The sequence below is a fragment of the Haloferax massiliensis genome, assembly GCF_001368915.1.
GTDB lineage: Archaea > Halobacteriota > Halobacteria > Halobacteriales > Haloferacaceae > Haloferax > Haloferax massiliensis.
Genome location: NZ_CSTE01000002.1, coordinates 1,584,085 through 1,605,905 on the forward strand (window position 1 = coordinate 1,584,085; position 21,821 = coordinate 1,605,905).

The following is a 21,821-nucleotide window of genomic DNA, read 5'->3' on the forward strand; positions in this document are numbered from 1 at the left end:
TTTTATCCGCCGGCCCGCCCACGTGCGGACATGACTACTCAGGGAATCGTCGGACAGTTCCTCTCGCTGAAAGAGGAGACCGACGCCGACCTGCTCGCCATGCAGTGCGGCGACTTCTACGAGTTCTTCGCCGACGACGCCGAGACCGTCGGCCGCGAACTCGACCTCACGGTCTCCCAGAAGTCCTCGCACGGGTCGTCGTACCCGATGGCGGGCGTGCCGCTGAACGACCTGACGCCCTACCTCAAGGCGCTCGTCGAGCGCGGCTACCGGGTCGCCGTCGCCGACCAGTACGAGACCGAGTCCGGCGACCTCCGCCGGGAGGTAAAGCGCGTCGTCACGCCGGGGACGCTCCTCGAAACGTCGCGCGCCGACGCGCAGTTCCTCGCGGCCGTCGTGACCGGCGGCGACGGCGTCGGCCTCGCGTTCGCCGACATCACGACCGGCCAGTTCCTCGTCACCGAGGCCGCGACCGTCGACGACGCCGCGGCCGAACTCTACCGCTTCGCCCCCGTCGAGGTCCTCCCCGGCCCGGACCTGCGCGGCGACGACGAGACGCTCTCGCGACTGCGCGAGGCCACCGACGCCTCCTTCTCGCTTTTCTCCGCCGAGGCGTTCGCGCCGGGTCGCGCCCGCCACGCCGTCCGCGAGCAGTTCGGCGCGTCCACGGTCGATAGCGTCGGCCTCGACTCCGACCTCGCGACTCGGGCCGCCGGCGGCGTCCTCGCCTACGTCGAGGAGACGGGCGCGGGCGTCCTCCGGTCGATGACGCGCCTGCAGGTCTACCACCCTTCGGACCTCCTCGAACTCGACGCGACCACCCAGCGCAACCTCGAACTCATCGAGACGATGCACGGCGACCGTTCGGGGTCGCTGTTCGACACGATAGACCACACCGTCACCTCGCCCGGCGGCCGACTCCTCCGCGAGTGGCTGACCCGCCCGCGGCGCGACCGCGACGAACTCGCCCGCCGACTCGACGCCGTCCAGTCGCTCGCGTCTGCCGCCCTCGCCCGCGAGCGCGTCCGCGAGGTGCTCGACGGAGCGTACGACCTCGAACGGCTCGCCTCCCGGTCGGCGTCCGGGAGCGCCGGCGCGTCCGACCTGCTGTCGGTCCGCGACACCCTCTCTGTGCTTCCCGCGCTCGCCGACGCCATCGAGGGGACCGAACTCGCGGACTCCCCGCTCGCGGACGTCGTCGCGCGGCCCGACCGAGACGCCGCGGCCGACCTCAGGGCGGAACTCGCCGATGCGCTCGCCGAGGACCCGCCGAAGACGGTCACACAGGGCGGGTTGTTCCAGAAAGGCTACGACGACGAACTCGACGACCTCATCGAGCGCCACGAGTCGGCGAAGTCGTGGCTCGACACGCTCGCCGACCGCGAGAAGCGGGCCCACGGCCTCTCGCACGTCACCGTCGACCGAAACAAGACCGACGGCTACTACATCCAGGTCGGCAAGTCGGTCGCCGACCAGGTGCCCGACCACTACCGGCAGATAAAGACGCTCAAGAACTCCAAGCGCTTCGTCACCGAGGAGTTAGAGGAGAAGGAACGCGAGATTCTCCGGCTCGAAGAGGCCCGCGGCGACCTCGAATACGAACTGTTCGAGGACCTCCGCGAGCGCGTTGCTCAGCACGCCGAACTCTTACAGGACGTGGGCCGGACCATCGCCGAAATCGACGCGCTGGCGTCGCTCGCCACCCACGCCGCCGGCAACGGCTGGACGCGCCCCGAACTCACAGACGCCGGGGCGCTCGACATCGAGGCCGGTCGCCACCCGGTCGTGGAGACGACGACCGACTTCGTCCCGAACGACCTGCACATGGACGACGAGCGCGGCTTCCTCATCGTCACCGGGCCGAACATGTCCGGCAAATCGACGTATATGCGGCAGGCGGCGCTCATCACGCTCCTCGCGCAGGTCGGCAGTTTCGTCCCCGCCCGCTCGGCGACCGTCGGCGTCGTCGACGGTATCTACACTCGCGTCGGCGCGCTGGACGAACTCGCGCAGGGCCGCTCGACGTTCATGGTGGAGATGCAGGAACTCTCGAACATCCTCCACTCGGCGACCGAGGACTCGCTCGTCATCCTCGACGAGGTGGGCCGCGGGACCGCCACCTACGACGGCATCTCCATCGCGTGGGCGGCCACCGAGTACCTGCACAACGAGGTGCGCGCGAAGACGCTGTTCGCCACGCACTACCACGAACTGACGACCCTCGCGGACCACCTCGACCGCGTCGCCAACGTCCACGTCGCGGCCGACGAGCGCGACGGCGACGTGACGTTCCTCAGAACCGTCGTCGACGGGCCGACCGACCGGAGCTACGGGATTCACGTCGCCGATTTGGCGGGGGTTCCGCGCCCGGTCGTCGACCGCGCCGCCGACGTGCTCGACCGACTCCGCGAGGAGAAGGCCATCGAGGCGAAGGGCTCCGGCAGTTCGGAGCCCGTACAGGCCGTCTTCGACGTGGGAAGCGGGCAGATGAACGTCGCCGAAGTCGGTGGGACTGGCGGCGATTCGGCCGGCTCCGGCGCGCCCGCGAACGGCGCGACTGGCAACGACGCGGCGGGCAACGGCTCGGTGGACGCGGCCGCGGCCGTCGAGTCGAAGTCCGAGGCGGCCGACGCCGGGACCGAGGCCGAGGCCGAGCCCGCGCTGGACCCGGAGACCGAAGCCGTCCTCGACGAACTGCGATCGACCGACGTGAACGCCACGTCGCCGCTGGACCTGATGGCGAAGGTGCAGGCGTGGCAGTCGAAACTCGACGGCGGTGACGGCGAATGAGCGACATCAAACAGCTCGACGAGAAGACCATCCAGCGCATCGCCGCCGGCGAGGTGGTCGAGCGGCCCGCCTCGGTCGTCAAGGAGCTGTTCGAAAACAGCCTCGACGCGGACGCGACGCGCATCTCCGTGGCCGTCGACGCCGGCGGCGTGGAGGGCGTCCGCATCCGCGACGACGGCGTCGGCATGAGCGAAGAAGACCTCGAACTGGCCGTCCGCGAGCACACGACGAGCAAAATCGGCGACATCGAGGACCTCGAAGCCGGCGTCGGCACCCTCGGCTTCCGCGGCGAGGCGCTCCACACCATCGGCGCGGTGTCGCGGCTGACCATCCGGTCGAAGCCCCGCGGCGGCGACGTGGGCACGGAGCTGAAATACGAGGGCGGCGAGGTCGAGTCGATTCGACCCGCCGGCTGTCCCGAGGGGACCGTCGTCGAGGTCGACGACCTGTTTTACAACACGCCCGCCCGCCGGAAGTTCCTCAAGACGACGGCGACCGAGTTCGACCACGTCAACGCGGTCGTCACCCACTACGCGCTCGCCAACCCCGACGTGGCCGTCTCGCTCGAACACGACGACCGCGAGGTGTTCGCCACGGAGGGCCGCGGCGACCTGCAATCGACCGTGCTCTCGGTGTACGGCCGCGAGGTCGCGGAGTCGATGGTCCCGGTCGAACACGACGCCCCCGGCGTCTCCGTCTCGGGGCTCGTGAGCCACCCCGAGACGACCCGGAGCGCCCGCGACTACCTCTCGACGTTCGTCAACGACCGCTACGTCACCGACCGCGTGCTCCGCGAGGCCGTCCTCGACGCCTACGGCGGCCAACTCGACGCCGACCGGTACCCCTTCGCGGTGCTGTTCGTCGACGTCGCGCCCGACGCCGTGGACGTGAACGTCCACCCGCGGAAGATGGAGGTCCGCTGGAACGACGAGGCGGGCGTCAAGCGCGAGGTGACCGAGGCGGTCGAAGACGCCCTCCTGAGCCACGGTCTCGTCCGGTCGTCGGCCCCGCGGGGCCGGTCGAAAGCCGACGAGGCGGCTATCGAACCCGGTTCGTCGGACGACGACGCGGCGCAACTGGACCCCCACGAAGTCCGGGAGTCGGCGTCAGACGGCGAATCGGGCGGTGCGGAACCCACGTCAGCGCGGGACGTGCAGTCGGCGCGGGAGGCTCGGGAGTCACGAGCGGCCCGCGAGTCGGGCGCTCGGGCGAACTCGGACGCGACCGCGACCGACGACGCCGACCCGGACACCACGCCTGCAACTGAACGGGGGGCGGGAGTCGGTTCCGACAATTCGGCTGACAGCGACGCGTCCGGTTCGACTACCGAGACGCCCGCCGAATCGCCCGCTCAGACCTCGAACCCGTCGTCCGCGTCGCCGACGCCGCCCCGCGAGTACGACCTCGCGCCGGGGCCGGAGACGACAGACCAGTCGTCGCTTTCGACCGACGACGGGGACGAATCTGAACCGACGCCGGACGCGGCGTCGTCGGCCGAGTCGGAGGGGGACGAAAACGCGTCCCGAAGCCCTCCCTCGCGCATCGCCGCGCCGACGACCCAGCGCGACCTCTCGGGCGAGGAGGCGGACCTCTCGCCCGAGTTCGACTCGCTGCCGTCGATGCGAATCATCGGCCAACTCGCGGACACCTACATCGTCGCCGAGACCGACGAGGGGCTGGTCCTCGTCGACCAGCACGCCGCCGACGAGCGCGTGAACTACGAGCGCCTGAAGGGCGAAGTCGAGGGCGACACGCCGACGCAGGCGCTGGCCGAGTCGGTCGAACTCGAACTCACCGCGCGGGAGGCGGCGCTGTTCGAGGAGTACCGCGAGGCGCTGGCGCAGGTGGGCTTCCACGCCGGGCGAACCGGCGAGCGGACCGTCTCGGTGCGGACCGTGCCGGCGGTGTTCGACGCCGCGCTCGACCCCGAACTGCTCCGCGACGCGCTGACGGCGTTCGTCCGCGAGGAGGTCGACGGCGGCCGGAAGACCGTCGACGCCGTCGCCGACGAACTGCTGTCCGACCTCGCGTGCTACCCCTCGATTACGGGCAACACGTCGCTCCGGGAGGGCTCCGTGCTCGACCTGCTCGCGGCGCTCGACGACTGCGAGAACCCCTACGCCTGCCCCCACGGCCGACCGGTCATCGTCGAGTTCGACCGCGACGAAATCGCCTCGCGCTTCGAGCGCGACTACCCCGGCCACGGCGGGCGGCGAAGCGAGGAGTAACCGAGCGGGTCGGTCGCGTTGCCCGCCGCTGTCCGCGACCCGGCCGCCGATTCTCGGAAGCGATAGCATCGGCGAGGATTCAAGTCCGGGCACCGAGACGGTGGAGGCGATGAACCCGCTGGTCTTTCTGGGCATCTGCTTCGGGCCGCTGGTGCTCGTCGTCTCGTACCTCTTCACCGCGGCGACGGGGCCGAGCGTGCCGCCGTGGGCCGACGCGGTCGGGCAGGCGATTCGGCTCTACGGGACGGCGGCCGCCGTGGTCGTCGGGCCGCTGGCGCTCCACGTCGACCGACTCGACCTCGCCCGCGAGAGCGACTGGGTTCCCTCACCCGTGTACTACCTCGTGGCGGTTCCGTTCCTGAGCATCCCCATCGCGTTCATCTACCTCGTCAGACGGTTGACCTCCGCGTGACCCGGCCGGGAGGGCGGCCGAATCGACCGCGGGCGCTTCGTTCGACGGCAACGCCGGAGGTTTATATCGCGCCCGCGAACGGCCTCTCATGACCGCATTCGTGACCTTCGGCGAGACGATGCTTCGGCTGTCGCCGCCGCGTGGCGAGCGACTCGAAACCGCCCGCGAACTCGAAGTGCAGGCGGGCGGCGCGGAGAGCAACGTCGCCGTCGCCGTCGCCCGACTCGGACGGGACGCCGCGTGGTGCTCGAAGCTCCCGGACTCGCCGCTCGGCCGGCGAATCGTCGGCGAACTCCGGAGCCACGGCGTCGACACCGACGGCGTCGTCTGGGCCGACGACTCCCGACAGGGGGTGTACTACCTCGAACACGGGGCGGCCCCGCGCCCGACGAACGTCGTCTACGACCGCGCCGACGCGGCCGTGACGACGCTGGAGACGGACGAGTTCGACCTCGACGCCGTCCGCGACGCCGAGGTGTGCTACACGACCGGCATCACGCCCGCGCTCTCCGAGACGCTCCGCGAGACCACGGCCGACGTGCTCGACGCGGCGCAGGACGCCGGGACGATGACCGCCTTCGACCTGAACTACCGGACGAAGCTCTGGTCGCCCGACGAGGCCGCCGAGGCCTACCGCGACCTGCTCGGTTCTATCGACCTGCTTTTCGCCGCCGAGCGCGACGCGGCGACCGTCCTCGGGCGCGACGGCGACGCCGAGTCCGTCGCCCGCGGACTCGCCGAAGACTACGACATCGAGACTGTCGTCGTCACCCGCGGCGAGGCGGGGTCGCTCGCGGTGTCCGACGGCGCGGTGTTCGAACAGGGCGTCTACGAGGCCGAGACGTACGACGCCATCGGCACCGGCGACGCCTTCGTCGGCGGCTATCTCGCAAAGCACCTCGGCGGGGGAAGCGTGGCCGAGTCGCTGGAGTGGGCCTCGGCGACGGCGTCGTTCAAGCGGACGGTCGAAGGCGACATCGCCGTCGTCAACCCCGAGGACGTCGAGCGCGTCGTCGCCGACGAGGGCGACGGCATCTCGCGGTAACGCCGACGGGTGTCCCGACGACCGGACGGCCGACCGGCAGGCGTATTTCCGTCCGCCCAGTAGCCGCGGATATGGAGGTCACGACGGCCGGCCGGTTCCGGGTTTATCGCAGTCCGCGCGACGGAGACGAACTCCTCTTGCTCGAACTCCCCGACGAGCGTATCGACTGGACCGACCCGGCCGTCGAGACCGACGCCGACGACGCCTACTCGCCGACCTACGTGCCGCAGACCGGCTACGGCGGCGACCTCGCCGAGCGCGTCTCGGCGCTCGAACCCGGCAACGAAATCGAGGCCACCCTGCGCTGGGAGGACGGCGACCCGCGCTTTGCGGCCGTGACGGTCCGCGACCGGACCCGCTTTCGGTTCGTCGGGGCCGCGACGGGGCTGTTCGAGGCCGCCCGCGAGACGTGGCGGGCGACCGGCGACGGCGAGGCCATCGGCTCGCGCGTCACCTACGGCACCGACGGCGACCCGAACGCCGTGCTCTACGTCTTCGCGAAACAGCCCGGCGCGCGCGACCTGTTCGACGAGTTCGGCGACGGCGTCGTCCCGCTGGACCCGCTTTTGGACCGCCTCGACGACGAGACCGACGCGCCGGACGCGCCCCGCGAGGTGTTCGTCCTGCGCCCCCTCGACGAGGAGTTCGTCCTCGTCGCCATCGCGCTCGACCGCGAGGGGCTGTTCGCGCGGACGATGCGCGACACCTACTGCTGACGCCGCGGTCGCCGCCAACTCCCGCCGCGACTCGCTCGGTCACGCGGGGCCGTCGTCGGCGTCGCTCGACGCGCGGGACCCGCACTCGGAACACCGGTAGACGGTTCGCCAGCCGCCGCCGGTGACGTACCGCCGCCGAAACGAGTGTCTCGCGCCGCACTCGTCGCAGACCGTCGGCGGCCCGTCCGGGTCGTCCGAGTCGTGCATACGCCGAGTCGTGGCGGAGACGACCTAACTGTCACGCCGGCGGGCGTCGGCGTCCCCGTCGTCTCCGAGCGTCGAGCGGTCGAAAGGGAGTCCGGCCGGTTGCGAAGGGCGGGGGACGGGAAATCGACAGAAAAGCGGGGCGACGAAGCGCGTCAGCGCTCCTGTGACCAACGCTGGTAGACCGCCGAGCCGCCGAGGACGGCGAAAACGAGCGCGGCGAGGGCGGGCGCGCCGACGTTCGAGACGACGGGGACGCCGACGACGACGGCGATCATGAGGACGATACCGAGCGCGGCGAGGGCGGCGTAGTACTCGCTCCACGAGAGTTCGCCCTCGGGGACCACTTCCATGTAGACCGTCACGTCGCCGGCCTCGGCCAGCGAGACGACCTTCGACTCCTCGTCGTAGGTCACGATGTCGAGCTCGGCGAGCTTCGGGATGTGGGTCTGTTGCAGCGAGACGTAGGCGCTCTGTCGGATGTTTCGCGGCGGCGGCGACTCCCCGGTCTCGGCTTCCGCGATGCGCTCCGAGAGTTCTCGGAGGGTCAGGTCGCCGCCTTGGAGGAACTCGATGGCCATCCGACGGCGGTCGTTACTCAGTACCTCGTGAATTCGCGTCTCGGAGAGTCCGGGTTCGGATGTTGTCGCCATACGAGGATTCGATCGATTTGTGACTGGTCGCTTCTCCTATATCAACAGTTCGCCTCCGGTATCTGAATCGAAAACGCCGACGGCGGCAGAACACCCGGACGAAACCCCCGTCAGCCGCGGTTTCGACGCGAATCGGCGACCGATATCCGCGGCGGGGTCGGCCAACAGATACATCAGGCACCGTTCCCCCGTCGCGGCGCGAGCGAAGACGATTCGGGGAGCGATACGAATCTTTAATAGGATTACCCATCGGAGTTAATATATGACCGTCGTCAGCGTCTCCATGCCGGAGGAGCTTCTGGAACGAATCGACTCGTTCGCCGGCGAGCACGGCTACACGGGGCGAAGCGAGGTCGTCAGGGAGGCTGCCCGAAACCTCCTCGGCGAGTTCGAAGACAAGAAGCTCGAAGACCGCGAGCTGATGGCCGTCGTCACCGTCATCTTCGACTACGAGACGACCGCCGTCGAAGAGCGGATGATGGGCCTGCGACACGAGTACGAGGGCCTCGTGAAGTCGAACTTCCACAACCACGTCGGCAACCACTACTGCATGGAGCTGTTCGTCCTCGAAGGACAGCTCTCGGACATCTCGACGTTCGTCGGGAAGATTCGCGCGACCCGCGACACCCTGAGCGTCGACTACTCGGTGATGCCGGTCGACGAGTTCACGGGCATCGTCGAGGACTGACGGTTCGGGACAACCGCCGCCGGGGACGACGCCGACGAGAAGACTCAACAGGCCGCGGCGACGACATCCGTCGATGAGCGACGCCGTCCCCATCGTCATCTACACGCGCACGGAGTGCCACCTCTGCGACGAGGCGGAGGCGACCGTCCGCGACGTCGCCGAGGAGGCGGACGTCCCGGTCGATATCGACCTCGTGAACGTCGACGCCGACGACGAACTCCGCGAGACGTACGGCGAGCGCGTGCCGTACGTCTACGTCGACGGCCGACCCGCGTTCAAGTTCCGCGTCGACGCCGACCGGCTCAGGGAGAAACTGACCGCGGCGCGGTCGCTCGACTGAATCGACGGGACGGGAGGTGACGGAGCGAAACGGGCCTACGCCTATCACCTCGGCGCGCCTTTTGGTACGCATGGAAGCTGATAGACGACTCCTTCGAGGGGCGCGGGAGCGGCTCGACGGGTGGACGTACACGGCCCGCGACCGGGCGTACCGCGAGCTGTTCGCCGGGGACGACGCCGCCGTCACGTCCGAGGAGCGACAGCTTCTCGACGAGGTGGACGCGGAACTCGCGGGCGACGGCGACGACGGGCTCTGGGGCACGGACGAGTACGCCGTCGTCATGGGACATCCGAAGAACCACCCGATTTCGGTCGTCTGCACCCGACACCCCGAGATTCCGGCGTCGTGGTCCCGGGGCGGCGAGAGCCTGACCGAGCCGGAGCGAGAGCAGTTCAACGACCTCCTGTGGGACTACTGCGAGCGCGTCCGCCGGTACGTCCAAGACGAGGTCAACGAGTTCGTCGGCGTCGCGGGCGTCCCCGAGGAGTAGTCCGAGGGCGATGCGCGTCATCCACCCGGCGGGCCGCCGTGCCTGTTATCGCTGCGGCGAGCGCGCCGACGTGGTCGTCGCCCGCGGCCACGACCTGCGGTACAGCTGTTGGGACTGTTCGTACGCGCTTCTCGAACACGGCGGCGTCATCGTCGCCGGCGAACTGGGGAAGTCCCACCCGCGGTCGCCGTGAGCCGCGGCCCCCTGTAGATGGTACCGTTCTGCCCCTCCGTTCGCCTCGATTCCGACGACGTGAGAACGAGTCCCGCATTCAAGCCCGCGGAGACCCTAACGGTCGACGATGAGCGACGTAGATACGCTGGACGCCATCCGTGAGTTCGAACACGGCGGAACCACGTACAAGATGGCGGACCTGACCGTTCTCGAAGAACAGGGCCTCTGCGAACTCGACAGGCTGCCGGTGAGCATCCGCATCCTGCTGGAGTCGGTGATTCGGAACGTCGACGGCGACATCGTCACCGAGGAGGACGTGCGAAACGCCGCCTCGTGGGAGCCGGACGTGCCGAACGTCGAAGTCCCGTTCACGCCGTCCCGCGTGGTGCTACAGGACCTGACGGGCGTGCCCGCGGTCGTCGACCTCGCGGCGCTCCGGTCGGCGGCCGACCGCGCCGGCAAGGACCCGAGAATCGTCGAACCCGAGGTTCCGTGTGACCTCGTCATCGACCACAGCGTGCAGGTCGACTTCTTCGGCTCGCCCGACGCCTACGAGAAGAACGTCGAGTTGGAGTACGAGCGCAACGCCGAGCGCTACAAGGCGCTCAAGTGGGCGCAGAACGCCTTCGACAACTTCAGCGTCGTCCCGCCGGGGACGGGCATCGTCCACCAGGTGAACCTCGAACACCTCGGGCGCGTCGTCCACGACCGCGAGTGGCGCGGCGACCGCTGGCTCCTCCCCGACACGCTCGTCGGCACCGACAGCCACACGCCCATGATAGGCGGCATCGGCGTCGTCGGCTGGGGCGTCGGCGGCATCGAGGCCGAGGCGGCGATGCTCGGCCAGCCCATCACGATGAAACTCCCCGAGGTCGTCGGCGTCAGACTCGACGGCGAACTCCCCGAGGGCGCGACCGCGACCGACCTCGTGTTGCACGTCACCGAACAGCTCCGCGAGGTCGGCGTCGTCGACCGGTTCGTCGAGTTCTTCGGCCCCGGCGTGGGGAACCTCTCGGTCCCCGACCGGGCGACCATCTCCAACATGGCCCCCGAACAGGGGTCGACCATCAGCGTCTTCCCGGTCGACGAGGCGACGCTGGACTACCTCGAACTCACGGGCCGCGAGCCCGAACACATCGAACTCGTCCGCGAGTACCTCGACGCGCAGGGCCTCTTCGGCGAGCAACACCCCGAGTACACGGAGACGGTCGACGTGGACCTCTCGGCGGTCGAACCGAGCCTCGCCGGGCCGAAGCGCCCACAGGACCGCGTCCCGATGGGCGACATGAAGACGCACTTCCGGAAACTGCTCCACGGCGAGTTCGAGGAGGTCGTCGACGACGTCGACGAGGAGGCCATCGTCCGCTGGCTCGGCGAGGGAGGCGACGGCGGCGACGGCGAACTCGCGGGCGACGGCGGGACGCTGACCGAGACGCCCGAGGCGGCACCCGAGGAGCCCGACCTCGGCGAACTGACGAAGCGCGTCGAGGTCGACCTCGACGGCGAGACGGTCGAAATCGGCCACGGGAGCGTCGTCGTCAGCGCCATCACGTCCTGTACGAACACCTCGAACCCCTCGGTCATGGTCGCCGCGGGCCTCCTCGCGCGCAACGCGCTGGAGAAGGGCCTCGACGTGCCCGACTACGTCAAGACGAGCCTCGCGCCGGGGAGTCGCGTCGTCACGGAGTACCTGAAGAAGGCCGACCTGCTCCCGCACCTCGAAGCGCTCGGCTACGACGTGGTCGGCTACGGCTGTACCACCTGCATCGGCAACGCCGGGCCGCTCCCCGAACCCATCGAGAACGCCATCGACGAACACGGCCTGTGGACGACGAGCGTCCTCAGCGGCAACCGCAACTTCGAGGCGCGCATCCACCCGAAGATTCGCGCGAACTACCTCGCCAGCCCGCCGCTCGTCGTCGCCTACGGCCTCGCCGGGCGGATGGACATCGACCTCGAAACCGACCCGCTCGGAACCGACGACGACGGCAACGCGGTCTACCTCGCGGACATCTGGCCGGACGCCGACGAGGTCCGTGAGACGATTCACGACAGCGTCGACCCCTCGATGTTCCGCGAGAAGTACGCCGAGGTGTTCGAGGGCGACGAGCGCTGGGAGGCGCTCGAAGCGCCGACCGGCGACGTGTACGACTGGGACGACGAGTCGACCTACATCCGCGAGCCGCCGTTCTTCACGGAGTTCCCGCTGGAGAAACCCGGCGTCTCCGACATCGAGGACGCCCGCTGTCTCCTGACGCTCGGCGACACGGTGACGACCGACCACATCAGCCCCGCCGGGCCGTTCGGGTCGAAACTCCCGGCCGGCCAGTGGCTCATGGACCACGGCGTCGACCCCGTGGACTTCAACACTTACGGCTCCCGCCGCGGGAACCACGAGGTGATGATGCGCGGGACGTTCGCCAACGTCCGCATCGAGAACCAGATGCTCAACGACGTGGAGGGCGGCTACACGATTCACCACCCGACGGGCGAGGAGACGACCGTCTTCGAGGCGAGCCAGCGCTACCGCGAGGAGGGGACCCCGCTCGTCGTCCTCTCGGGCGTCGAGTTCGGGACCGGCTCCAGCCGCGACTGGGCGGCCAAGGGCACGGACCTCCTCGGCGTTCGCGCCACCATCGCCGAGAGCTACGAGCGCATCTACCGCGACAACCTCGTCGGCATGGGCGTCCTCCCGCTCCAGTTCGAAGACGGCGACTCGTGGGAATCGCTCGGCCTCGACGGCTCCGAGCAGTTCGACATCCGCGGCCTCGACGACGGCCTCGAAGTCAACGACGAACTGACCGTCGTCGCCACGAGGGACGACGGGACCGAAATCGAGTTCGACGTGACCGCGCAGGTCGGGACGCCCGCCGCGGTGACGTACGTCGAAAACGGCGGCATCCTCCACTACGTGCTCCGTCGCCTCCTGACCGAGAACTGAGTCGGGGAGGCAGTCGGCAGGCCGAATCGGGGAGGTGAACCGGGCAACTGAGTCGGGCCGACGCCCCGACCGGTTTCGACCCGCGTGTCGGACTCACGGAGCGTCACGAATCGCCGAAGACGCGTAGATTCTTCACCCGGCGCGTGCTACTTACTAGCATGGCAACCGTGACACCCGCGGTCCGCCCGACGTGGACGGACCTCACGCGTCGCGGGCTTGCGACCGCGGCGGTCGCGGCCGTCGCGAACGCGCTCCTGTTGACGCTCGTCCTCGAAACGGGGCTCGTAGAGCCCTTCGCGCCGCTTTCGTACCCGCCGGTCGTGCTCTTCTCGGCCGGCGGCGCGGTCGGGGCGACGCTCGTCTACGGGCTGTTCACGGGGCGCGTCGCCGACGCGGACCGGACGTTCGTCAGGGTCGCCGGCGCGGTGCTCGTGGCGTCGTTCCTCCCCGACATCGGACTCCTGTACGCCGACCCCGGCGCGACGGTGCCGGGCGTGGTCGTGCTGATGGTAATGCACGTCGTCGTCGCGGCGGTCTGCGTGGCGTCGCTCACTGAACTCGGCTGGGGCGTCCCGAAGGGAACCCGCCCGGACGCGACCGAGGAGTGACCGCCCGACCGCCGGCGTCCGGCCCCGACTGCACCGCCGCGAACCGACCGTGGCGACGCGGTCGGTGCCCCGTCTGCCACCGTGCGACCACTATTTAGGATAGCCTAAAAACCGAAGACACTATGTTGTTTTAGGCCGCCCTAAAGAATATGGCCGACAAGGAGTCCCAACGGTCGTCGGGACCGAACCGACGCGGCGCGCTCGCGTGCGGCGGCGGAACCGCCGCGGGTGCGTGTTGAACATGCGCGATTGTCTCGGCGGCGAGACCACCGGGTCGGGCGCGCCGGACAGACGGGGCGCGGACGTGGCTGGTGACGAGGCCGCGGGCGTCCGAGACGCGCTGGGCCGCGTCGAGCGCGAGCGCGAGCAGGTGCTGGCGAAGCGGCGGGCCGTCGAGCGGTTCGAGCGGCGCGTGCGAAAGCTCGCCGCACAGTCGGCGCGCCCGCCGGCGGACACCGCGCGAGCGACCGCGTGCGGGACGACATCGACGCCGACGCCGACCCGGCGAAACGCCGACGCCGGCGCGGGACGGCGACGGGTCCGCGAACTGTTCGCGGAGACGATACGCGCCCACAGCGTCGCCGACGGGGACGAGTCCGAACCGCTCTCGGTGACGATTCGCGAGGAGTTCGGGCCGGAGGTCGCGGCGGCGCTCGATTCCGACACGGGAGGGCGGTTCACGCCGGCGGTCAAGGAGGCGGTCGTGTCGGCGGCGACGGACCGGAAGCGCGGCCTCGACGGGATGCGGCGGGCGCTCGACGGCGAGGAGCGGTCGCTCCGGGCGGCGCTCGCCGTGCTGGACGAGTGCGAAGACTGGCTGACCCGGGCGGACGAGACGCCGCTTTCGGCGCTGGGGTTCGACGCCCTCCGGCGGCGTCACGAGACGCTCGCCGACCACCGCGAGGCGTGCGACAGACTGGTCCGCGAGCGACAGCGGCGTCTCGACGGGGCGACCCACCAAACCGCGGCGGTCGAAGTCGACCACCGACATCTCGCGGCGTACCTCTACGAGGACCGCGCGACCGACTACCCGGTCCTGACGGCCGCGGTCCGCACGAGCGGCGTCTGCGCGGACTGTCAGCGAGCCGTCCGCGACCACCTCGTCCGCCGCGTATGATCGGCGCGCCGCAGTACCTCCTCACCCTGTACATCGCCGAGCGGGAGGGCGGCGAGGAAGCGCCGATTTCGCCGGGATACGTCGCCGACGCGCTCGACCGCTCGCCGCCCGCGGCGACGGAGCGCCTCCAGAACCTCGACGCCAAGGGGCTCGTGGACTACGAGCCGTACGAGGGCGCGACGCTCACGGCTGAGGGCCGCGACGCCGCCGCGGACCTCTACGACACCTACCGGACCCTCTCGCGGTTCTGCCGGGACGTGCTCGGCCTCGACGACCACGAAGACGAGGCGATGCAACTCGTCGGAAACGTCAGCCGGACAGTCGCCGAGCGCCTCGCGGCGACGCTGCTCCGCGGCGAGGCCGACCACGACGAGGCGGACGGGAGCACCGAGACGAGGTCGCAGTCGTCGCCCGACACGCCCGCGAGGTGAACGGCTCGACACGGACCGACACCGAATCTGTGGTTTGTCAACAATTAGCACGGCAAGCGCCGAATCAGAACCGCACCCTTTTTGTTTTAGGTTTCCCTAAAGTCTCGCAATGGCCGCTGGTACGCAGTCGAACTCTGAATCCGCGTCGGAGCCCGACCGACCCGACTCCCCCGAGATATCCGTCTGCAAGGGCGGGCCGGGGAAGTCGGTGTTCATGGAGTCGGGCAACAGCGACGGTTGGATTTCGAGCGACGTGACCATCGACGTGACGCGATAACGCCCGGCGTGACGCGGTCCCGTCCTGTTCGGGGGGCGCTCGGGATGCGAGCGCGGCGAGTCCAGTCGCTACGCGTCGCGGGAGCGTTCGCGAGAAAAGGGTCGGCCGTCGGAACGGGAACCGCGTCCTCCGACGCGTCGGCGGCGACGCTTACTGAACGAGCGTGTCGTCTTCGAGGTAGTGGTCGATGACGTGGGCGTGTTCTTCGATTTCGATGAGTTGCTCGCGGAGCATGTGCGCCGTCGCGTGGTCGCCGAGACCCGCGGCGAGTTCGATGTGCTCGCGGTAGCTCTCGATGATGTCGCCGTACATTTCGAGGTCGTTTTCGAGCGACGTGCGGATGTCGTAGACGTCCTCGTCCTCGGGTTCGACGGTCGCGGCCTCGCTCAGCGCGGGCATGCTGGCGTGGGGGACGCCGCCGATGGACTGGAGGCGCTCTGCGATTTCGTCCGCGGCCTCCTCGACTTCCTCGTAGGCCTCCTGAAGGAACTCGTGGAGGCGGAGGTGTTCGGCACCCTCGACGTTCCAGTGGTGCTTGTGGAGCTGGTGGTAGAGGACGTACGCGTCCGCGAGGTCGGTGTTCAGCGCTTCGATGATCTGTTCGGCCTTCTCGGTGTCGAGACGAACCGGGTTGTCGCCGACGCTGCCTGCTTCCTTGAGGACTGACTTCTGTGTGCTCATCTCGACTGGTAGTTGGGGCTGGGGACACTTAATACTTATCCGAGAACGAACAATTTTTCGTGTCGCCTAAAATCTCGTTTCGTGAATCTCGCCAATTGCTTCTAAAGCGGCGAATAGAACGTGCTAAGCAGGCGCATGGGGACGAACGGTTCGGCTGAGATATTCTGGTCTCACCGAATCACCTACCAGATTCAGTATATTATTTTCGACCCCGCGGTCGACGCGGACGAGGTCGCGGTTTCTCGAATCCGATTCGGTCGTAAACGTATCGTGTGTTCCCCCGCTCGGGGCCGACTAGTCGTGCTATCAACACCCTTTTGCGCGGTGCCGTCGAGCGAACAGCCGTGTTCCGATCAGTGACCAGCGCGGCCGACGACTCGCCGACGCGCGGCGTCTCCGACCGCACGCGGGGAGCGTGACGTGTTCGTCGACGCCCTCCGGTACCCGTTTGCGGACCGCACGCGAGTGGACGGCACCGCGACGTGCCTCGTCGCGCTCCTTCTCGCCGGGACGCTCTTCCGCCTCGCGGCGCGACTCTGGCCCGACCTCACGCTTCTGGCTCCGGCGCTGCTCGCCGTCGCCCCGCTTCTCGCCTTCTTCGGCCTCCTCGGCGGCGTGCTCGCCGGCGACGGCTTTCCCCCGTTGGCGACGACCGAGACGCTCAGACTCGCCGGGCGAGTGGTCGGCGTCGCCGCCGTCTACCTCCTCCCGGCCGCGGTCACCGTCGTCGCCGTCGGCTACGCGACCGCGACCGGCACGGTTCCGGCCGTGCTGAGCGGCGTGACGACGGCGATGCTCGCCACCGTGGCGCTGCTCGTCACGGTCGTCTGCGCGTATCTCCTGCCTGTCGCGACCGCCGTGAGCGTCCGCGAGGGACTCCGCTCCGGGCTTCGGCGAGACGCCCTTCGCGGAGCGGCCTCGGGCACGTACTTCCTCGCGTGGGTGGGCGGGGCCGTCCTCGTCGTCCTCTCGTGGAGCGCGCTCGCGGCGACGATCGCGCGGAGCGTCGCCGCCCTCCTGGCGCTCGCTTGGTGCGCGTACGCCCACGTCGCCGCCGCGGCGCTCATCGCCGAAGGCGTCGACCGGACTCACCCCTGGTGAGAAGCGGCGCGCGACCGAACGACGGGAAAAGGAGTGCCGGTCCGCTCAGCCGAGGTCGATCTGCTGTGCGGCTTCCTCCATCGACCGATTGTGGAGCGCCTCGCCCGTCTTCCGGTCGAAGAGGTGAATCGCCTCCTCCGGAATCTGCGCGACGACCGTCTCGCCCGGACTGATGCGCGTGAGGCCGTCCGTGGTCGCAACCAGCGTCCCTGCGGTCTCGGGGTCCGCGTCGGGGTCGAAATACAGGTACAGCGTGTTCTCGTCGCCCATCGGTTCGACGACGTCGACCGCCATCTCGAAGTCGTGGTCGCCGCTCGCGGCGTCGACGAGTTCGACTGACTCGGGTCGAATCCCGAGGACGAGGTCGGTCGCGTCGCCGACGTCGTCGCGTATCTCAGCGCCGACCGGGTACTCGAAGGAGTCCCCGACCAGGCGGTCGCCTTCGAGCGTCACGTCGAAGAAGTTCATCGACGGCTCGCCGAGGAAGCTCGCGACGAACTGGTTTGCGGGCTCGTGGTAACACTCAAGCGGCGTCGCAATCTGCTGGAGTTCCCCGCCGTCGAGGATGGCGATTCGGTCGCCCATCGTCATCGCCTCCGTCTGGTCGTGGGTGACGTAGACGGTCGTGACGCCGAGGTCGTCCTGCAGTCGCTGGAGCTCCGTCCGCATCTGCGCGCGGAGCTTCGCGTCCAGGTTGCTGAGCGGTTCGTCCATCAGGAACACCTCGGGGTCGCGCACGATGGCGCGGCCGAGCGCGACGCGCTGCTGTTGGCCGCCCGAGAGGTCGCTCGGCTTCCGGTCCAGCAGGCTCGGGATGTCGAGCAGGTCGGCCGTCTCCGAGACCATCCGGCCGATTTCGTCGTCCGGGAGGTCCGTCGACTCCTCCAGTCCGAACGACATGTTCTGACGGACGGTCATGTGCGGGTACAGCGCGTACGACTGGAACACCATCGCGATGTCGCGCTCCTGAGAGGGGACGTCGTTGATGACGCGGTCGCCGAGCGAAATCGTGCCCGACGTAATCGACTCCAATCCCGCGATCATCCGGAGCGTCGTCGACTTCCCACAGCCCGACGGACCGACGACGACGAGGAACTCCCCGTCGTCGATGGACATCGAGATGTCGTCGACAGCGACGATTTCCTCGTCGCCGTCCCGGAACGTCTTCGTTATCGAATCGAGTTCAAGCGTTGCCATATCTCTGAGTAGGTATCGTTGGTGAGCTGTCGGTTCCGCGCCGCGACGAGCGCCTCCGGCGGCCGCGGTCGCCGTGCGAGACGGCCTCGACGGCGGTCACGTCGCAGTGCCGACGCGTCACGCGGCCACCCCCTCGGCGAACTCGTCGCCGAAGAAGATGTACACCGCGAGCGTCGGGAGCGCCGCGAAGAACGCCCCGGCCATCCGGAGCGCGAAGTCCTGTCCCTCCATCGAGGTGCCGAGCCCCGCGAGGATCAACACGACGGGGGCCGCGGGACTCGACTCCGTCGAGACGAGCACCAGCGTGAACAGGAGGTCGTTCCAGATCTGGGTGAACTGGTAGATGAGGACCACGGCGAACATCGGCCCCGAAAGCGGGAAGACGATGCGTCGGTACACCCGCCGGAGCGTCGCCCCGTCGAGGCGCGCGGACTCGATCATCTCCTCGCTCATCGTCTTGTAGTACGTCCGGAACAGCAGCGTACAGATCGGAATCCCGTAGGCGACGTGGGTCACCACGAGTTCGACGATGCCGACGTAGTCGTTCGGGATGCCGAGCGCCCAGACGAACGAAAGCAGGTCGGTGAGCTGAGCCCACTGCGACCAGAACTGCGTCAGCGGCACTAGCACGGCCTGGTACGGGATGAAGATCCCCGCGATGATGAGCGCCAGCACCAGCGCCTTGTACGACTGCTTCCAGTCCGGAATCGTCAGCCCGTACGCGGTGATGCTCCCGACGAACGCCGAGATGATCGTCGCGGGCACGGCGTACAGCATGCTGTTTCCCATCCCGCGCAGTAGGGCTTCGACCGCGGTCTGCCACTTCGCCAGTGTGAACCCGGACGGTCCGGGCGGGGCGAACGGCGCGGTCTGGACGATAGCGGTCCCGGTCTTGACCGACGTGACCAAGCCGGACTCGATTGGGACGAGATAAAACCCCGCCGCCAACAGCAGGACGACGTACAGGCCGGCGTCCTCGATCGTCATCTGATCGACGTTCCGGCGCAGCCGGGTCGTGATCGTCGCAGTTCCGCCGTCCGTTCGAAGCGTGTCGTCTTTCATAGGTTGTTCCTCCGGTATTCGTAGACGAGGTACGGGCCGATGACGCCGAGCGCCATCGCAAAGAGGACGATTGCGATCGCCGCGCCGTACGCCCAGTTGAGGTTCGCATACGCCTCGCGGACCATCTTCGTGGCCAGGATGTCGGCACCGTTCGGCGGCCGGTAACCGCCGACCAGAGAGTAGAGGAAGTCGAACGCCTTCATGCCGAACACCATCAACACGACGGCGGCGCTTATCGTCGCGCCCTTCAACTGCGGGATGATGACCCGCCAGTACATCTTCAGCGTCGACGCGCCGTCGACCTTCGCCGCCTCGTAGTGCTCGTCGGGAATCGCGCGGAGCCCCGCGAGGTACACGACCATCGCGTACCCGGAGAACTGCCACATCAGCGCGAAGATGACGGCCCAGAGGACGATGTCCTGATTGCCGAGCCAGCTAATCGGGCCGAGTCCGAAGACGCCGATGACGCGGTTGGCAATCCCGTTGTTGAAGTTGTAGATCCACAGCCAGAACTGAGCCGTCACGACGAACGAGAGGCTCATCGGCAGCAGGTAGATCGTCCGGAACGAGTTCTCGAACCGGATTCCGCGGTCGATCAGAATCGCTAGTACGAGACCGACCGCGAGCGTCCCGACCGTGAACGCGACGAGCAGTATGAACGTGTTGACCGCGGCGTCGATGAACCCCGAGTCCGCGAGCGCCCGCGTGTACATCTCGAAGTCGAGGTTCGAGTAGTCCGGCGCGTTCGCGAACCGCTGGTAGTCGGTCAGCGAGATGAGGAAGTTCCAGATGACCGCGCCGTAGACGAAAAGCCCCATCAGCAGGAACGGCGGGACCCAGAAGATCGACGATTCGAGGAAGTCGCTCCCGAACCGCCCGTCGATTCCCGAGGCGAGGCGGTCCAACACGCCCGACTCGGACCCCGAACTCCGGGAGTCCTCGTTCACGACGCCACCGTCGGTGCGGACCTCGTCGCGCTCGCCTTCGTCACCGTCGACCCGCTGCTCGTCGCCAGAGCTGGGGGTGATCGCGCGGCGCACTCGTTGATAAAAATTTGACATTTCTTAGGGTTCAGTTCGAGACCGCGTCCAGGAACCCCTGCGTCGCGGCATCGACGTTGTACGGTCCGGTGAACTCCGAGGAGATGACTTCGTTGAGCGCCGTCATCGTCTCGGAGGGGACGCCGAGGCCGTGCTGGAGGTTCGGCGGACGGTACTCCGCGTTGGCGAAGTCCTCGGCGGTCTCCTGGAGGTACGGGCCGAACTCGTCCATGCTCACGTCGGTCCGCGTCGGGATCGAGCCCTTGTACTGGTTGAACGCAATCTGCGCCTCGGGGCTGCCGACGAACGCCGACCAGGCCTTCGACGCCTCCGGCGTCGGGTTGTCGGCCGGGTAGAGGAACGAGTCCATGTGGAGCGTGTACATCCCCTCCGTGCCGGGGAACGTCTTGAAGCCCCAGTCTTCGCCGTAGTCGAAGTTCTCGGCGTTCCGGAACGCGCCGGCCGCCCAGTTGCCCTGGTGGATGAACGCGGCGTTGCCGTTGATGATGTTCTGGTTCGACGAGGTGAGGTTGAGCGAGGCCGCGTCGTCGGAGATGTAGTTTTCGAGCATCTCGGCGGTCGTCTCGAACGCCGAACGAACCGCGCTCTCGGAGGCCTCACCGTTGAGGAAGTCCATGTACGGCTGGTAGCCGTTCACGCCGAGCATCACGGCGCCCCACAGCTGCGTCGTCGTCCACGTGCCGGACATCGCGTGAGTCATCGGCACCGCGTCGGTCTCGCTTTGCACCGTCTCGAACGCGTCGATGAGCGCCGAGGGGCTGTTCAGGGACTCGACGTCGATGCCGGCCTCTTCGACGACCGAGACGTTGTAGAACAGGCAGTTCAGGCGGTGGGAACCCAGCGGGACGGCCCGGTAACTGCCGCCCTGCTTGTGGAGTTCGACCGCCTCGTCGATCATGACTTCCTCGAAGTTGTTCTCCTCCCAGACGTCGTCGACGCTGCCGAGGACGCCCTCGTAGCGGAGGAGGTTCGGGCCCGGCCAGTTGGCGAACGAGCCCGGCGGGTCGTCGCTCTGGAGCCGGTTCGCCACGACCGCGTCGAGGTTCTGATTCCCGCCGCCGCCGATGGGGTTCATGTCGAGGCCGACGTCGGGGTAGGCCTCGTTGAACGCCTCTTCGAGCGCTTCGGCCGCCGCGGCGCCGTCGCCGCCGGTCCAGCCGTGAAGCACCTCGACCGGGGCGCTATTACCGCCGTCGCCGCCGTCTTCACTGGTACCGCTGTCGCCGCCGTCGCCACCCGCTTCAGTAGTACTGCCGTCGCCACCGTCGTCGGAACCACCGCCGCCGGAACAGCCGGCGAGCCCCATCGTCGCGAGCGCTCCCGCGCCGGCGACGTACTGGCGCCGACTGAGTCGGCTATCATCAGACTGGCTATCGCGTGACATGCATGAAAAATATCGAACCCATCGTACTTAACGATTGATATTCATTTACTCGGGATAATAGTAAAAATTCTCAGACGGAGCTAATCATCGAAATTCTGGAGGTAGACGCCCGCAAGCGCCGTCTATCGAGTCCGGGTGTGATCGCCGTCCTCCCGCTGTGTAGCTCGTCCTCGCCATCAACTACGAACGCAGAGCCAGTTGGAACTGTGAAGTCGACCGGA

The 21,821-nt window shown here is 68.3% G+C and carries 22 protein-coding genes; 15 read left to right on the forward strand and 7 right to left on the reverse strand.

What is annotated here, in order from left to right; genetic code table 11:
- Window positions 1–30: 30 nt before the first annotated feature.
- The 5 genes from mutS to BN996_RS12180 all read left to right on the forward strand — a co-directional run bounded on the left by mutS (window position 31) and on the right by BN996_RS12180 (window position 7,191).
- Window positions 31–2,790 (forward strand): DNA mismatch repair protein MutS, encoded by a 2,760-nt coding sequence (gene mutS / locus BN996_RS12160; RefSeq protein WP_089779345.1) that lies wholly within the window; start codon window positions 31–33, stop codon window positions 2,788–2,790.
- A complete protein-coding gene (gene mutL / locus BN996_RS12165; protein WP_089779347.1) occupies window positions 2,787–5,018 on the forward strand; it encodes a DNA mismatch repair endonuclease MutL in 2,232 nt (743 codons plus the stop codon). Before mutS ends, mutL begins: the two co-directional genes overlap by 4 nt.
- Window positions 5,019–5,127: 109 nt before the next feature.
- Window positions 5,128–5,430, forward strand: a complete 303-nt coding sequence (locus BN996_RS12170; RefSeq protein ID WP_042665842.1) for a hypothetical protein — start codon at window positions 5,128–5,130, stop codon at window positions 5,428–5,430.
- An 88-nt stretch (window positions 5,431–5,518) separates the two neighbouring features.
- Entirely contained in the window at window positions 5,519–6,475 is a 957-nt protein-coding gene (gene kdgK1, locus BN996_RS12175; protein ID WP_089779349.1) for a bifunctional 2-dehydro-3-deoxygluconokinase/2-dehydro-3-deoxygalactonokinase, read from the forward strand.
- 71 nt (window positions 6,476–6,546) lie between these two features.
- Complete coding sequence (locus BN996_RS12180; protein WP_089779352.1) at window positions 6,547–7,191, forward strand: DUF6663 family protein; 645 nt, start codon at window positions 6,547–6,549, stop codon at window positions 7,189–7,191.
- A gap of 39 nt (window positions 7,192–7,230) precedes the next feature.
- Here BN996_RS12180 and BN996_RS20165 read toward each other — a convergent pair whose 3' ends face one another.
- Both BN996_RS20165 and BN996_RS12185 read right to left on the reverse strand, forming a co-directional pair.
- The gene (locus BN996_RS20165; protein WP_167344134.1) at window positions 7,231–7,398 is read right to left on the reverse strand and encodes a hypothetical protein; all 168 of its coding nucleotides are present in this window, start codon (window positions 7,396–7,398) and stop codon (window positions 7,231–7,233) included.
- 152 nt (window positions 7,399–7,550) lie between these two features.
- Window positions 7,551–8,048, reverse strand: coding sequence for a DUF7344 domain-containing protein (locus BN996_RS12185; protein WP_042665845.1), 498 nt, complete (start codon window positions 8,046–8,048; stop codon window positions 7,551–7,553).
- A gap of 262 nt (window positions 8,049–8,310) precedes the next feature.
- Between BN996_RS12185 and BN996_RS12190 the strand changes: the two genes are divergently transcribed.
- From BN996_RS12190 to BN996_RS20170, 9 genes are all read left to right on the forward strand, one after another.
- Complete coding sequence (locus tag BN996_RS12190) at window positions 8,311–8,736, forward strand: CopG family ribbon-helix-helix protein (RefSeq protein WP_004970423.1); 426 nt, start codon at window positions 8,311–8,313, stop codon at window positions 8,734–8,736.
- Between the two features lie 73 nt (window positions 8,737–8,809).
- A complete protein-coding gene (locus tag BN996_RS12195) occupies window positions 8,810–9,076 on the forward strand; it encodes a glutaredoxin family protein (protein ID WP_089779354.1) in 267 nt (88 codons plus the stop codon).
- A 70-nt stretch (window positions 9,077–9,146) separates the two neighbouring features.
- Window positions 9,147–9,566: a DUF7539 family protein gene (locus BN996_RS12200; RefSeq protein ID WP_089779357.1), complete on the forward strand. Its 420-nt coding sequence runs from the start codon at window positions 9,147–9,149 to the stop codon at window positions 9,564–9,566.
- Between the two features lie 10 nt (window positions 9,567–9,576).
- On the forward strand, window positions 9,577–9,759 hold the full coding sequence (locus tag BN996_RS12205; RefSeq protein ID WP_089779359.1) for a hypothetical protein: 183 nt from the start codon (window positions 9,577–9,579) through the stop codon (window positions 9,757–9,759).
- A 108-nt stretch (window positions 9,760–9,867) separates the two neighbouring features.
- Window positions 9,868–12,681: an aconitate hydratase gene (locus BN996_RS12210; RefSeq protein WP_089779361.1), complete on the forward strand. Its 2,814-nt coding sequence runs from the start codon at window positions 9,868–9,870 to the stop codon at window positions 12,679–12,681.
- Window positions 12,682–12,839: 158 nt separating this feature from the next.
- Window positions 12,840–13,289 carry a DUF6069 family protein gene (locus tag BN996_RS12215; protein WP_089779363.1) on the forward strand — a complete coding sequence of 150 codons (450 nt, stop codon included), beginning with the start codon at window positions 12,840–12,842 and terminating at the stop codon, window positions 13,287–13,289.
- A gap of 304 nt (window positions 13,290–13,593) precedes the next feature.
- Window positions 13,594–14,406: a DUF7260 family protein gene (locus BN996_RS12220; RefSeq protein ID WP_089779944.1), complete on the forward strand. Its 813-nt coding sequence runs from the start codon at window positions 13,594–13,596 to the stop codon at window positions 14,404–14,406.
- Window positions 14,403–14,837, forward strand: a complete 435-nt coding sequence (locus BN996_RS12225; protein WP_089779364.1) for a metal-dependent transcriptional regulator — start codon at window positions 14,403–14,405, stop codon at window positions 14,835–14,837. The genes BN996_RS12220 and BN996_RS12225 overlap by 4 nt, the downstream gene beginning before the upstream one ends.
- A 109-nt stretch (window positions 14,838–14,946) precedes the next feature.
- Window positions 14,947–15,114, forward strand: a complete 168-nt coding sequence (locus tag BN996_RS20170; RefSeq protein ID WP_004970437.1) for a hypothetical protein — start codon at window positions 14,947–14,949, stop codon at window positions 15,112–15,114.
- Window positions 15,115–15,264: 150 nt separating this feature from the next.
- Here the strand turns inward: BN996_RS20170 and dpsA are convergent, their stop codons facing one another.
- Window positions 15,265–15,795, reverse strand: coding sequence for a DNA starvation/stationary phase protection protein DpsA (dpsA, locus tag BN996_RS12230; RefSeq protein ID WP_089779366.1), 531 nt, complete (start codon window positions 15,793–15,795; stop codon window positions 15,265–15,267).
- 420 nt (window positions 15,796–16,215) lie between these two features.
- Here dpsA and BN996_RS12235 point away from each other — a divergent pair, with 420 nt between their 5' ends.
- A complete protein-coding gene (locus BN996_RS12235) occupies window positions 16,216–16,896 on the forward strand; it encodes a hypothetical protein (protein WP_089779368.1) in 681 nt (226 codons plus the stop codon).
- Window positions 16,897–16,941: 45 nt separating this feature from the next.
- On the opposite strand, the gene BN996_RS12240 is transcribed toward BN996_RS12235, so the two are convergent.
- The 4 genes from BN996_RS12240 to BN996_RS12255 all read right to left on the reverse strand — a co-directional run bounded on the left by BN996_RS12240 (window position 16,942) and on the right by BN996_RS12255 (window position 21,384).
- Window positions 16,942–18,093 (reverse strand): ABC transporter ATP-binding protein, encoded by a 1,152-nt coding sequence (locus tag BN996_RS12240; protein WP_089779370.1) that lies wholly within the window; start codon window positions 18,091–18,093, stop codon window positions 16,942–16,944.
- 117 nt (window positions 18,094–18,210) lie between these two features.
- Window positions 18,211–19,155 (reverse strand): carbohydrate ABC transporter permease, encoded by a 945-nt coding sequence (locus BN996_RS12245; RefSeq protein ID WP_089779372.1) that lies wholly within the window; start codon window positions 19,153–19,155, stop codon window positions 18,211–18,213.
- The gene (locus tag BN996_RS12250) at window positions 19,152–20,195 is read right to left on the reverse strand and encodes a carbohydrate ABC transporter permease (protein ID WP_089779373.1); all 1,044 of its coding nucleotides are present in this window, start codon (window positions 20,193–20,195) and stop codon (window positions 19,152–19,154) included. The genes BN996_RS12245 and BN996_RS12250 overlap by 4 nt, the downstream gene beginning before the upstream one ends.
- A gap of 31 nt (window positions 20,196–20,226) precedes the next feature.
- Complete coding sequence (locus BN996_RS12255) at window positions 20,227–21,384, reverse strand: ABC transporter substrate-binding protein (protein WP_089779946.1); 1,158 nt, start codon at window positions 21,382–21,384, stop codon at window positions 20,227–20,229.
- Window positions 21,385–21,821: the final 437 nt, after the last annotated feature.

Bases quoted from the DNA above. Each gene is read 5' to 3' on its own strand.
- mutS (WP_089779345.1), top strand. From the start codon at position 31: ATGACTACTCAGGGAATCGTCGGACAGTTCCTCTCGCTGAAAGAGGAG.
- mutL (WP_089779347.1), top strand. From the start codon at position 2,787: ATGAGCGACATCAAACAGCTCGACGAGAAGACCATCCAGCGCATCGCC.
- BN996_RS12170 (WP_042665842.1), top strand. From the start codon at position 5,128: ATGAACCCGCTGGTCTTTCTGGGCATCTGCTTCGGGCCGCTGGTGCTC.
- kdgK1 (WP_089779349.1), top strand. From the start codon at position 5,519: ATGACCGCATTCGTGACCTTCGGCGAGACGATGCTTCGGCTGTCGCCG.
- BN996_RS12180 (WP_089779352.1), top strand. From the start codon at position 6,547: ATGGAGGTCACGACGGCCGGCCGGTTCCGGGTTTATCGCAGTCCGCGC.
- BN996_RS20165 (WP_167344134.1), bottom strand. From the start codon at position 7,398: ATGCACGACTCGGACGACCCGGACGGGCCGCCGACGGTCTGCGACGAG.
- BN996_RS12185 (WP_042665845.1), bottom strand. From the start codon at position 8,048: ATGGCGACAACATCCGAACCCGGACTCTCCGAGACGCGAATTCACGAG.
- BN996_RS12190 (WP_004970423.1), top strand. From the start codon at position 8,311: ATGACCGTCGTCAGCGTCTCCATGCCGGAGGAGCTTCTGGAACGAATC.
- BN996_RS12195 (WP_089779354.1), top strand. From the start codon at position 8,810: ATGAGCGACGCCGTCCCCATCGTCATCTACACGCGCACGGAGTGCCAC.
- BN996_RS12200 (WP_089779357.1), top strand. From the start codon at position 9,147: ATGGAAGCTGATAGACGACTCCTTCGAGGGGCGCGGGAGCGGCTCGAC.
- BN996_RS12205 (WP_089779359.1), top strand. From the start codon at position 9,577: ATGCGCGTCATCCACCCGGCGGGCCGCCGTGCCTGTTATCGCTGCGGC.
- BN996_RS12210 (WP_089779361.1), top strand. From the start codon at position 9,868: ATGAGCGACGTAGATACGCTGGACGCCATCCGTGAGTTCGAACACGGC.
- BN996_RS12215 (WP_089779363.1), top strand. From the start codon at position 12,840: ATGGCAACCGTGACACCCGCGGTCCGCCCGACGTGGACGGACCTCACG.
- BN996_RS12225 (WP_089779364.1), top strand. From the start codon at position 14,403: ATGATCGGCGCGCCGCAGTACCTCCTCACCCTGTACATCGCCGAGCGG.
- BN996_RS20170 (WP_004970437.1), top strand. From the start codon at position 14,947: ATGGCCGCTGGTACGCAGTCGAACTCTGAATCCGCGTCGGAGCCCGAC.
- dpsA (WP_089779366.1), bottom strand. From the start codon at position 15,795: ATGAGCACACAGAAGTCAGTCCTCAAGGAAGCAGGCAGCGTCGGCGAC.
- BN996_RS12240 (WP_089779370.1), bottom strand. From the start codon at position 18,093: ATGGCAACGCTTGAACTCGATTCGATAACGAAGACGTTCCGGGACGGC.
- BN996_RS12245 (WP_089779372.1), bottom strand. From the start codon at position 19,155: ATGAAAGACGACACGCTTCGAACGGACGGCGGAACTGCGACGATCACG.